The sequence below is a fragment of the Flavobacterium cheonhonense genome (assembly GCF_035671315.1).
GTDB lineage: Bacteria > Bacteroidota > Bacteroidia > Flavobacteriales > Flavobacteriaceae > Flavobacterium > Flavobacterium cheonhonense.
In genome coordinates this window covers 346,591-359,975 of sequence record NZ_JAXAVY010000001.1, presented here as the reverse complement: position 1 = coordinate 359,975, position 13,385 = coordinate 346,591, and the positions used below count along the sequence as shown (strand labels likewise).

The window sequence follows — 13,385 nt, the reverse complement described above, 5'->3', positions numbered from 1 at the left end:
AATTACATTTTGATGACAATTTCTTAAGACAAACCGCTTGTAAATTATTAATTTAGATGTAGCTTTGTAAGCCCAAATCCTACCTTGCCATTACTTGGCCCTTATTGGTGTGCGCTGCGCTAAGTAGTTCGTTCACAAATAACTAGTGTCTATGAAACCTTAGATTCATTTTTATATGACATTTAAAAAATTACTCGTTGCCCTAACGGTTGTATTGGTTGGGATTGAAAGTTCATTTGGACAAGCTTTTACGGCTACTTACGACTTTGCGTCATTAACTACAACATCAGGACAAACTGACCCTACACCTGTTCCTACAGCTACAGGAGCTACTTTTGGGTCTTTTTTGTCTGTAGGAGCTTCCATGAATCCAAATGCTGCTGCAAGATTTTCGTATATATCATGGGATACAGGTGCAGTTAATGCTTCTGATGTATTTACAGGCTCATTAAATACAGGAAAATACTATGAAGTTACCATTACACCTGCATTAGGATATATTCTAGATATAAATACAATAACGTTTACACTTCAACGTTCTAGTACAGGGATTAGACAATATGCAGTTAGATCAAGTTTAGATACTTATGGGGCAAATTTGCCTGCCAGTGTTTCTCCTGCAAATGCTAATTTATCAGTTGTTGCAACCAATGTTTTTCAAGTTACAGATGCCTCGACTGGAGCAAATACTGGTAGTACAATAACACTTGGTTCAGCATATGATGTTTTGTCCGGAGCTGTAACTTTTCGTTTTTATGGGTGGAATGCAGAAGCTTCGGGAGGTTCATTTAGTATAGATAATGTAGTGATTAATGGTGTCGCTTCTCTTGCAGGACCAACAATAACCCTAGCCGACAACGGTACCCAAATCACAGCCAATACGGTAGGTCAAGGGACTACCAATCATATTTTGTCGTCGTTTCAAGTCACCGTAGCCAATGCAGCAGCTACTCTAAACACGGCTTCGTTTACCACTTCGGGCAATTACCAAGCGGCCGATATTGCGGCTTCGGGCTTTACCCTTTGGTACAGTGCAACCAATACTTTTGGGTCGGCTACGGCTTTGGGCACCTTGAGTTCGGCAGCAGCCGGCAGTGGTGAAACACTTAACTTTACAGGCTTAACGCAATCTATTCCGGTAGGCGTGGGCTATTTTTGGGTTACCGCCAATATAGCTTCGGGCGCTACCGTTAACAATACCATCAACCTCAATGCCATTGCCAATGCCAACTTAACGTTTGCCTCGGGCACCAAATCGGGCAGCGCAACAGCCGGTGGAACGCAAACCATTACCAATCCGGTGCGCATTACAGTGGCCAACGGGAACTGGTATGTAGGAGCTACTTGGCAAGGCGGTGTGGTGCCATCCAACACAGATAACGTAATTATTGCGCACTTGGTAACCAACAATGCCCCAAGTGGAGCAGCCATTACTCGCAACGCCGGAACCACTACTGTAATCAATGCAGGAGCCGGTTTATCTACCGGAGCCTTTACTTATACCAACAACGGCAGCACCACCGTAAACGGAACTTTTACCATCCAAAACGGAGGGTATGCCACCGGAAACAACTTTGTATATGGCGGGGCCAGTACCTTGGTGATGAGCCATGCCAATAGTACATATTACGACTTGAATGCCGGACAAGCCTTTTGGCCGGTAGCCAATCCGCCGTTTAACGTAACCATTTCGGCCAGCTCACCAACCCGTTTAAACATGGCAGTAGGTCCGGTAAACGGAACCTTAACGTTGAACAACGGAATTGACATCGCGGTAGCCAATGCGCTTACCGTAAACGGAACTTTAAGAATTAATCCCAATGGTTTTGTGAATACCAATTCGCCTATTTACGGCGCCGCTTCTACTTTGCAATACAGCACCGGCGGTTTGTACGGTAGAGGATTTGAATGGCGTGCTTTGGGCGTAGGAACCATCGGAGTAACGCCGGGTTATCCTAATAACGTTACAATAACGGCTAACACCGTGTTAGATTATATCAACGGAGCAGCTTCGGGAGCGGTAGGCATCAAAGCTATGGCAGGGTCTTTATCCATTAGTGCTACCACCGCTGCTTTACACATGAACTATGGGAGTGTTTCTGCCGGAGGTGCTTTGATTGTAGGCGGAAACGTGTCGGTTACCGGAACTTTGTCGTTAGGGCAATCCGCAGGAGACGATATCAAAATAGGTGGAAACTTAGCCGTTACCGGAACTTTTAACGGCAATGATAGGGCTGTCTTTTTTACCGGAACCAGCCAAACCGTGACGGCTTCGGCCACCCTAACACTTCCTTATGTAGTGTTTCAACCGGCTTCGGGTAGTACCACAGTACAGTTAATTGGAACCGGACCTTATGTTGTTTCGGCGCCTCAAGGAGGCAATGCCATCAGCTTTAGCAATGCCGGAGATATTTTTGATATCAACAGCCGAAATCTAACCATTGGAACAGCCGGCTTGGCCAACACCATTTCGGGACTGGGTACTTTTAAAGGAACAACTACTTCCAACTTAACGTTAAACGGAATAGGAAGTATTGGTACTTTATACTTTACCACAGGATTTCAAAATTTAGGAACTTTTACTGTAAACCGAACTTCGGGCGCTATTGGCTGTGTACTGGGTTCCGCTTTAACCATTAATAACGGTTTAGTACTTACCTCGGGGATTGTCGATTTAGATGTGTACACTATGAGTTTGAAAGCGGCTGCTACAATTACCGGAGCAAGTGCATCTAATTACGTTATAGCCGAAAATAGCGGGATATTGAGTAAAGAGTTTACAGCATTGGGTAGTTTTACTTATCCGATAGGCGACAAAACCGGCACCATGGAATACACGCCGGCTACCATTAACATCACCGCTCAAACAGGATTAGGAACCGGTGATTATTTAGGCGTTTCGGTAGTCGATGCCAAGCATCCTAACATGACGGCCACAACTAATTTTATTTCCAGATATTGGTCGATTACCAAAGTCAACACTTTTACCGCTACATATACCTTTACCGGAAATTATGTAACAGCCGACATTAACGGGGCACCGGGCTCTTCGCTTTCCCAACAATGGGACGGCACCGCTTGGTCGCTCACCGGAACAAGTCCTTTGGGCGGCAATACGCTAACACTAACTAACATAACGGCATTACCAACCACCAACCATTGTACAGGAGGTTTACGTGATCCTGAGATCAACATCAAACAAGGCGCAACCAATTACTTATCGGGCGGAACACCTTATGTCTTTACCAATACCACAGCAGGCGCTTCAACTTCGGTAACTTTTACCATAGAAAATTTAGGCAATCAAAATTTAATCATCACCGGAAATACCTTTACCGGAAATCCGCCATTCAGTTTAAATCCGGCATTAACTTATCCTATTTCGATAGCCAATAGCGGTACAACCACATTTACCATTGTATTTGCCCCTACAATTCCGGGGCCTTACAGCGGAAGCATCACTTTTGCCAATAACGATTCCGATGAAGGTAGCTATGTGTTAAACTTCTCCGGAACTTGTGTAGGCAGTGCTGCTTCGGATATTTTAAGAGTAAGCCCGTCCGAACCACTAACCATTCCGAGTACTAATATAGGCACCATAGCTTCAGTAACCGATGGGGTAGAAGTATGGCGATTTAATTTAAGAGATGGTGGTGCAACAGCCGATGCGGATTTATTGCCGACTACCATGACCAATTTGATCATTACACAAATTGCAGCAGACGAAATAGGGAACTGGAATGAAGCCATAGAAGATATTGTTTTGGTAGATGTTTCTTTGGGAACCATTTTGGCGCATGGTGTAGTGAATGCTAACCAAATTCAGTTTTCTGGATTTAGCACAACTGCAGCCGATGGCACTCAAAAATTATTGGCATTGCGATTAACATTGAAGTGTCCGTTAGGCGCAGGTGCCTTGGAAACCGATGATTTTGTGTTTACCATTTCAAATGCAAATGTAACTTTTGACCCGTCAGGTTCAGGGAAGACCACTTTTACCGCACAATCTTCTACCAACGACAGGAATGCGTTGTCTATGGTAGCCACTAAGTTATTGTTTACCACCCAACCAATCACCACCGGCGTTAATAGCGCCATGGCTAACGTGGTGGTATCGGCTACAGATAATTGCGGTAACTTAGATATCAATTTCACCGGCAATGTTAGCTTAACAAGTACCGGAACCATGACCGGAGCCCCTATCACTGTAGCGGCTGTTGGCGGAGTTGCAACGTTTACCGGAATTATTCATACCGTTGTTGGTACCGATTATACTATGGGTGCTACTGCTGTTGGCTTAACCGGAGCCGGTAGTACTTTGTTTGATATTTCGGTGGTTACTGTTTTAACGCCGGGCGATTTAGCCGTGTTGGCCATTAACACCAATACCGAAGCACCTTCGGGCTGCGACTTGATCAGTTTTGTTTGTTTCCGCGATTTGTTACCGGGAACTACTTTGTTTATTACGGATAATGGTTACGAGCGAAAAACTGCCGGCCTTTGGGGTGGAACAGAAGGCGTAATTACTATTACACGAACAGGAGCCGTTTTGCCGAAAGGAACCATAATCACCATTCAAACTACGGTTACAACAGGAAATGTAACCAGCGGTAGCCATTATGATGTATATACTTGCGGAGCCATCGATACCAACTGGACCAAATCGGCCATTGGAGGTTCCGGATTTAATTTGAATTCAGACGACGACGTTTGGTTTATGCAAGGCGGGATTTGGACCAATGATACCGGCCACGCATCAACCTATACCGGTAATGTGTTGTACGGTTGGACCGAAAGTGGTTGGGATGCCGCACCGGGAGGAGCTTCCGGCGATACCAAATGGTCAACCTTGTATCCGCAAAAAGAATGTTTCAGTACCATAGCCCCTCTTGGAGACGGTTTTGTAAAATATGACGATCCTAACAATCCCGATTTTTCAACTTTAACGAACGGAAAATTTGATTGGATTGCGTCAATTAATAATCAGGCCAACTGGGATTCCTACGCCGATAACGCTGCTTTTGATACCGGAGGATACAATTACAAAGGCAATTGTACGTTAGTGGCTATCGATACCGATATATACATCAACGGAAGATGGAGCGGTCGCAAAGATACCAACTGGTTCAACTGTGAAAACTGGGATACCTTAATAGTGCCGGATGCTACGGTGGATGTTTTGATTCCCGACAATACACTTGATCGTAAGGCAGTGGTAGACGCAACGGCACCGTTTGCCGTTTATCAAAATTATATTGCTAAAGCCAAAAATTTAACCCTAAGTGGTGAAGCCTTAGAGATATCAGGTAATGCTAACAATAAGTTGGAAATTCACGGCAATTTAACCATCGCCAATACGGTAGCCGATGCTGCTTTAGATATGAATGACGGGAACAATGCTACATCTGACGGTCAAATTTACTTGTACGGTAATTGGACCAACAACAAAAACAATAATGCCTTTGATGAAGGTAACGGAACCGTGCATTTTGTAGGCGCGCCAACACCGCAAATTATCAATGCCGTTACCCCATTAGGAACAGAAGTGTTTTACAATGTATTGATGGATAACAACTTCACTACTTCGGTGTCTAATGATTTAGTAGCTTCGGGCGATTTGACTTTGGCTACCGGAAGAACCTTAACGGCTTCGGTAGGCGATTACATTCGCGTGAACAATCGTTTAACCAATAATGGGAACATTTTAATAGACGATGATGCCCAGTTGATTCAGGTAAATGACACCGACACCAACGCCGGAGATTACACCAGTACAACTACCAAGTTCCAAGTGAGAAGAGGTTTCACAGCCAAACATGTGGATTATGTATATTGGAGTTCTCCAATTGACAACTACAATGTTTCGGGCTTGCCAAGCGGTTACCGTTACCAATGGAATCCGACTTTGGTAAATACTAACGGCACCATGGGGAACTGGCAAGCCGCCGCCGGCATTATGCAAAAAGGAAAAGGGTATATAGCCCGTACTTTTAACGGTTCGGCCACGCCAATAACCGCTACGCATACTTTCCGCCAAGGAAAACCTAACAACGGTTTGTTGACGCTTCAAATTAAACGCGGTACTTATAACGGCGCCGATTACGATGCCGATCCGGTAAATACTACCAATGCGTTAACCACCAAATACGATGACAATTGGAATTTGGTAGGGAATCCGTATCCGTCAGCTATTGATGCTGATAAATTTATGGCATTGAATGCTACTAAAATTGAGCCGGCCATTTGGATTTGGCGTCACGGTTTAGGATTGTCCAATACTTCCAATCCGTATTACAATAATTTTGGCTACACTTACTTGCCGGATTATTTAATGTACAACAGTTTGGGTTCGACGGAGCCTAGCTTTAGCGGAAAAATTGCTTCCGGACAAGGCTTTATGGTGAATATGTTACACAGTGCCGGAACTTTATTTTCAACCGGTCCGGACACTTATGCCGATAATGTAACCTTTAACAACAGTTTGCGTTTAGGCACTGCCGATGCGATTTATGACAATTCTGTCTTCTTCAGAAACGCCAATACAGCGATGAGTCCGACAGCCGACTTACCAACTGAAGAGAAAAACCGAATTTGGTTAGACATTGTCAATACCGCCGACGGACAAGTAGATACGACTTTGTTAGGATATTCTACCAATTCTACTTTGGCTTACGACAGTGCTTATGATTGTTTCTTTGCGCCTAGAGGTAAAGTGAGCTTGTATTCGTTAATCGACCAAAAACCATTCATCATCCAAGGGCGACCATTGCCGTTTGACATCAACGATCAAGTGCCGATGGGAATCAATATAGTGTCGAACGGAAGCCATACCATTGCTATCAAAAAGACAGACGGTATCTTTGTAGACGACATCAATATTTATTTGCAGGATTTGGAGTTGAATGTGATTCACGATTTGAAGCAGTCGCCATACGCTTTTACAGCCAATAAAGGAATCATTGACAATCGTTTTATCATTCGATACACCAACAGCACCTTGAGTAACGGAGAGTTTGAGGCTTTGGCTAATACAGTTGTAGTATCCGGAAGCAACGGCGTATTGTCGGTTACCTCGCAACGCGAAAACATTAAAGAGGTTATGGTGTACGATGTTTTAGGCAGAGAATTGCTGAGAGCTGAAGGGCTAGACAGTCTGAATTTCACCGGAAGTAATATCACCCAAAGCAATCAAGCTTTGATTGTCAAAGTTACTTTAGAAAACAAAGCAACGATTACCAAGAAGATAGTTTTATAAACAAAGAAAAAGGTACGCTTAAAAGTTGGTTCCCGAATTATTTCACCATTCGGATTCCTGCTTTTAGGCGTATTTGTTTGTTCTTATAACGGCTTGTTCGTTTTTGTAATCAATCCATTTTTGTCCTTTCCAACGGCGCATCAAATTGTCAAAATGACGCATGATGAACACATTATAAGCAGCTTTAGACAGGTTGCCCAATCGTCTCGGGAAAGCCCTTAAACTCATTGAAAATCCCGGAGTCACATATTTCATATAATGCCAGTAGCCTTCGGGCATGTAAAGCATTTCACCGTGTTGTAAATCGGTTACCAAGCCCTGTGCTTTTTCCAGTGCCGGCCATTGGTTAAAATCGGGCGCATCAAAATCAATATCCTCTCTCGAGATTAAGGCATGAGGCACTTTGTATAAATAAGGTGTTTGGTCGGGCGCAAAAAGAACACATCTTTTTTTGCCGTGAAAATGGAAGTGTAAAATGTTGGAGTAGTCAATGTCGTAGTGCATGAAAACCTTAGAGTTTTCGCCGCCAAAGAACAGCATCGGTAATTGTTTAACCAATTTTAATCCGATATCCGGCCATTTGAAATCGTTTTTCAATACCGGAACTTCTTTCATCAAGTTGTATAAAAAAATGCGATAATTGGTAGGTTTGGCATGTAACAAGTCAATGTAATCACTCATCTTCATATGGGCATGCGCTTCGTTGAAACCGTCTTTGTGAGAAACCGGACGGTCATCGTATAAAGGCACTGTTTTATCGCCGGCGACTTCCTTGATGTAAGCCAGGTTCCATTTTTCATAAGCCGGCCAATCTGCCGTGAGTTGTTCAACTACTACCGGCTTCTGTTTTTTTACATACAAGTTGTAAAAATCAGCTTTGGATATGGTTTTTACGCGTTCAATTTCTGTAAGTTTTAACGACATAGACTGTTCAGGTAAAAGATAAAAAAAACTCCCGGTAAGAAATACCGAGAGCAAAGTTAAAAAAAGGTTTATAAAATATAAATCTTTAGGATTATGTTAACTTATTTTCCTTTAGTTGAGGCTTCTAAGTTGCGTTCGATAACGTGACCCGGACGAGACCATTTTGGTTTTTCTCCCAACGGTTTGTACTGAGAATCTTCGGCTTCCACCGTTTTAGGTTGCATGATTTTGATGAACGGTTTTTGCGGTTGCAATCCTAACATCTCAAACATTTTCATGTCTTCATTCACATCCGGATTTGGGGTAGTCAATAATTTGTCTCCGGCAAAGATAGAGTTGGCTCCGGCAAAGAAGCACATGGCTTGACCCTCGCGAGACATTTCAGTTCTTCCGGCAGACAAACGCACTTGGGTTTCCGGCATAACGATACGGGTAGTCGCTACCATGCGAATCATTTCCCAAATTTCTACCGGTTTTTCATCTTCCATAGGGGTACCTTCAACGGCCACTAAGGCGTTAATCGGTACTGATTCGGGTTGCGGATTTAGGGTAGATAAAGCCACCAACATTCCGGCACGGTCTTCAATACTTTCACCCATTCCGATGATACCGCCACTACAAACCGTAACATTGGTTTTGCGAACATTTTCAATGGTTTGTAAACGGTCTTCAAAACCACGAGTGGAAATCACTTCTTTATAGTATTCTTCCGAAGTGTCTAAGTTGTGGTTGTAGGCATATAATCCGGCTTCGGCCAAACGTTTGGCTTGGTTTTCGGTTAGCATTCCTAAAGTGCAACACACTTCCATGTCGAGTTTATTGATGGTTCTTACCATTTCCAAAACCTGATCAAATTCTTCTCCGTCTTTCACATTGCGCCAAGCGGCACCCATACAAACACGGGAAGAACCGTTAGATTTGGCTCTGAGGGCTTGCGCTTTTACTTGGTTTACCGTCATTAAATCGTTGCCTTCAATATTGGTGTGGTAGCGCGCGGCTTGAGGGCAATAACCGCAGTCTTCCGGGCAACCACCCGTTTTAATGGAAAGCAAAGTGGAAACTTGTACCACGTTTGGATCGTGATGGGCTCTGTGTATGGTGGCAGCTTCGTAAAGCAAGTCCATTAATGGCTTATTGTATATAGCGATAATTTCTTCTTTAGTCCAATTGTGTCTGGTAATACTCATAGGTGCTAATTTATATTGCTCCAAAAGTAGGCAATTTGTATGTAAGTTACAATTTTGCTCCGAACAAAAGGAAGAGTGAAAAGTAGGAGCAAACTACAGCTTGTATTGCGTTAGCCTTTGAGGATGTTTTGGAAAGTAGATCAGAGTATAGCGTTTAACGCAATGAAGCGATAAAACTTACTGTGTCACTTTTATCGTGAAGCAATTGGTTTTTTAAAGCGTCAAGCGATGGGAATTTTTGTTCGCTTCTCAACCGTTTTAAAAGCGATACACGGATGGTTTGATGGTAAAGGTCTTGGTCGAAATCCAGGAAATGAACTTCTATGGTTTGCGAAGTGCCATCAACGGTTGGTCGATTGCCAATGTTCATCATCCCGAATACAGTTTTCTCCTGAATAGTACTCTGTACTACATACACGCCATTTTGCGGAATGAGTTTGTAGTCTTCTTGTACCGAAATATTAGCAGTTGGGTAGCCTATAGTCCTGCCTAATTGTTGGCCTTTCACTACTTTGCCAGTAATGGCATAAGGATAACCGAGGTAATTGTTGGCCAATTCGATATTGCCTTCGTTCAGTGCTGTTCTAATTTTAGTAGAGCTTATAGAGACAGCGTTGAGTTCTTCGGCCGAAATTTGAGCCACTTCAAATCCGTAAGTTTCACCATAAGTAATCAGGTCGTTGATGTCAGCGGTTCGGTTTCTGCCAAAGCGATGATCGTAACCAATGATGATTTTTTTCAATCGGAAAGTGTCCACCAAAACCTCTTTAACAAATTCCTCTGCGGTCATTCGGGAAAAGGCTTTGTCGAAAGGATGAATAACCAAATGGTCAACGCCTAACTGTTCTAACAGAGCGGTCTTTTCCTCGATGGTATTCAGTTGCTTCATCTCGGTACCTTCTTGCAAAACCATTCTGGGATGTGGAAAAAAGGTCAGTACTAAGCTGTCACAATCCTTGTCTTTGGCTGCAGCTGTAATTTGGGCGATTATTTTTTGATGACCCAAATGCACGCCGTCAAAGGTACCGATGGTCACTATAGTCGGTTTTTCGGCAACAAAAGAAGGTATGGAGTGAACTATTTTCAATGATAAACAAATGATATTGCCGCAAAAATAAGTGTTACAAACCAATTATGGTAATTTTCTCGTAGATAATAGCTGTTAAAGAAGAATTACAATCAATAAGTCAATTTATAATGGGTTTCTTAAAAATGATTGTAAAAAAACGCAAAATCATCATTGATCTTTGTAAATGATTGAAAGATAACTATCTTTGGCTACGTTTTATTTAACCATACCACAATGAAAAAAATTTTACTTTTAGTAATTTTTATCGCTTCAATGTCAGGTGTTTCCGCTCAAAGAAACAGTCCGTGGCAAGTATTGAGCAGTGATAAAGTAATTACCGCAGAAAAAATCAGAGAAACTACTTACTCTGCCAATCAGAAATTGTTGCAATTCAATGCGGAACAATTTAAACAAACATTAGCCAATGTTGCTGAAAGAGCTTCAGGACAAGCCGGTGTTGAAATCCAATTACCCAATATTAACGGGAAGTTGGAGTCTTTTTTAATTTGGGAATCATCCAACTTTGCACCTGAATTGCAAACGCAGTTTCCTGAAATCAGAGCTTATGTTGGCAAAGGAGTTACTGATCCAACAGCCTTATTAAACTTAAGTTTCTCGCCGCAAGGAATCCAAACTATGGTATTCAGAGCCGATAATGGAACAGAGTTTATTGAGCCTTTTACCAAAGACCGTTCGGTTTATGTAGTCTTCGACTCAAAAACCAGAACTAAATCGTCTTTACCGTTTGTTTGTGCTACCGAAGATGTAGCGATGGCGAACGGATTACGTCAAGGCATTAACAACCAAGTACAATCTAATGACCAAGTGTACAGAACTATGCGTTTGGCTTTGTCTTGTACCGGTGAATACGGAACTTATCACGGAGGTGCTGCCGGAGCTTTAGCGGCTATGAATGCTACTATGACCCGTTGTAATGGTGTTTTCGAGAGAGATTTAGCAGTGAAATTAATTATTATCGCCAACAATAACTTGGTAGTTTATACTAATGCGAATACCGATCCTTACTCACCGGCTTCCGGAATGAATAACTGGAATGCGGAATTACAAGCTAATTTAACAGCAGTTATTGGTGAAGCCAACTACGACATCGGACATTTGTTTGGTGCCACAGGTGGTGGAGGAAGTGCCGGTTGTATTGGTTGTGTATGTGTGAACAATCAAAAAGGAAGCGGAATTACATCTCCTGCCGACGGAGTGCCAATGGGAGATACTTTTGATATTGATTACGTTTCTCACGAAATGGGTCACCAAATGGGAGCCAACCATACTTTTACCCACACAGCCGAAAACAACGCTGTAAATGTGGAGCCGGGTAGTGGATCAACCATCATGGCTTATGCCGGAATTGGTGGTGGCGGTACGGATATGCAAGGCAACTCTGATGATTATTTTACTTACAGAAGTATATTGCAAATTCAAACCAACTTAAGTGGTAAGTCATGTCCGGTTTCAACCAACATAACTACTACTAATCCTAGACCAACCGTATCAGCAGGAGCAAACTATACTATTCCGATAAGCACTGCTTTCAAATTAACCGGAACAGGATCGGATACAGCAGGTCAAAATTTAACCTATTGCTGGGAACAAAACGATGACGCCACTACAGTGGGAGGAACATCAACTTTCCCATCACCTACCAAAACAAACGGTCCTAACTGGAGATCAAGAGTGCCAAGTGCTTCACCGGTACGTTTTATGCCTCCTTTCCAAAATGTGTTGAACGATCAGTTGGTGAATACATGGGAAACGGTATCATCGGTAGCCAGAACTTTGAACTTTTCTCTAACCGTGAGAGACAATGTGTTGGGTGGCGGACAAACCAATACCGGAGTTATGACTGTAACTGTTGTTAATGGTGGCGGTGCTTTTGCGATAACCAGTCCTAATGTGGCAAACGTTTCTTGGAATCCGGGATCCACACAAACAGTTACCTGGAATGTGGCAGGGACTACCGGTAACGGAATCAATACCACCAACGTAAATATTTTGTTTTCTACCGATGGTGGCGCCACTTTTACAACATTAGTTTCAAACACACCAAACGACGGTACTCAAGCAATTACATTGCCTACTACACCAGCGCCAAACTGTAGAATTATGATTGAAGCGGTAGGGAATATTTTCTATGCCGTATCTAAAAATATTGCATTAGGATATACCTTTACGTCTACTTGTGCCACTTATACCAACAACACTACTTTGGCCATTCCGGATGGATTAGCAGCCAACACTCCGGGAGCTACTGTGCAAAAAACAATCAATGTGCCTGCTACAGGAACCATCTCTGATGTGAATGTTACTTTGGCCGGAACCCATACTTATTTCTGGGATTTGATTGTAGCCATGAATCATCCTGACGGAACGCAAGTGGCTTTGTTAAACAGAAACTGTAACCAAGTTACAACCGGTTTCAATGTGTTGTTTAATGATGCTTCTCCGGCTATTGTTTGTGCGGCTAACTTAACCGGAACTTTTGCACCGGCTACTGTTTTGGCTGCTTTCAATGGAAAACCAATGAACGGTACGTGGTCATTATTAGCTAACGACAATTATAATGGTGATACAGGTTCTTTGGGTAACTGGTCAATCGAAATTTGTTCGACTACCGCTACTTTAAATACCCCTGAAAACACCTTAACAGATTTCAGTATCTTCCCTAACCCGAACAACGGGAACTTTACCTTGCAGTTTTCAAAGGCAGCTACTTCAGCTATTGAGGTAACAGTATTTGATATGAGAGGAAGAAAAATATTTGAAAACAGCTATAACAGCGAAGGGGCTTTCAATGAAAATATCCAGTTGAACAATGCGCAAACCGGAATCTATTTGGTTTCTGTTTCCGACGGTGTCAACAAAATTGTAAAAAGAATTGCTGTAGAGTAATTCGCAAGCAACAGATAAAAGGAAGGGAACCATTTGGTTCCCT

General features: G+C 42.7%; 5 protein-coding genes. 2 read left to right on the top strand and 3 right to left on the bottom strand.

Annotated features, from left to right (window positions below):
- Positions 1 to 175: 175 nt before the first annotated feature.
- Positions 176 to 7,255 (top strand): T9SS sorting signal type C domain-containing protein, encoded by a 7,080-nt coding sequence (locus SK086_RS01520; RefSeq protein WP_324689288.1) that lies wholly within the window; start codon positions 176 to 178, stop codon positions 7,253 to 7,255.
- A gap of 63 nt (positions 7,256 to 7,318) precedes the next feature.
- Here SK086_RS01520 and SK086_RS01515 read toward each other — a convergent pair whose 3' ends face one another.
- From SK086_RS01515 to SK086_RS01505, 3 genes are all read right to left on the bottom strand, one after another.
- Entirely contained in the window at positions 7,319 to 8,179 is an 861-nt protein-coding gene (locus SK086_RS01515) for a cupin-like domain-containing protein (protein ID WP_324689286.1), read from the bottom strand.
- Positions 8,180 to 8,280: 101 nt separating this feature from the next.
- On the bottom strand, positions 8,281 to 9,366 hold the full coding sequence (gene bioB, locus SK086_RS01510; RefSeq protein WP_324689284.1) for a biotin synthase BioB: 1,086 nt from the start codon (positions 9,364 to 9,366) through the stop codon (positions 8,281 to 8,283).
- Positions 9,367 to 9,520: 154 nt separating this feature from the next.
- Entirely contained in the window at positions 9,521 to 10,453 is a 933-nt protein-coding gene (locus tag SK086_RS01505) for a bifunctional riboflavin kinase/FAD synthetase (RefSeq protein WP_324689282.1), read from the bottom strand.
- 216 nt (positions 10,454 to 10,669) lie between these two features.
- Between SK086_RS01505 and SK086_RS01500 the strand changes: the two genes are divergently transcribed.
- A complete protein-coding gene (locus SK086_RS01500) occupies positions 10,670 to 13,342 on the top strand; it encodes a zinc-dependent metalloprotease (protein WP_324689279.1) in 2,673 nt (890 codons plus the stop codon).
- Positions 13,343 to 13,385 lie beyond the last annotated feature (43 nt).

What these genes read in the sequence shown, in the direction of transcription:
- SK086_RS01500 (WP_324689279.1), top strand. Translation starts at nt 10,670, where the DNA reads ATGAAAAAAATTTTACTTTTAGTAATTTTTATCGCTTCAATGTCAGGT.
- bioB (WP_324689284.1), bottom strand. Translation starts at nt 9,366, where the DNA reads ATGAGTATTACCAGACACAATTGGACTAAAGAAGAAATTATCGCTATA.
- SK086_RS01515 (WP_324689286.1), bottom strand. Translation starts at nt 8,179, where the DNA reads ATGTCGTTAAAACTTACAGAAATTGAACGCGTAAAAACCATATCCAAA.
- SK086_RS01520 (WP_324689288.1), top strand. Translation starts at nt 176, where the DNA reads ATGACATTTAAAAAATTACTCGTTGCCCTAACGGTTGTATTGGTTGGG.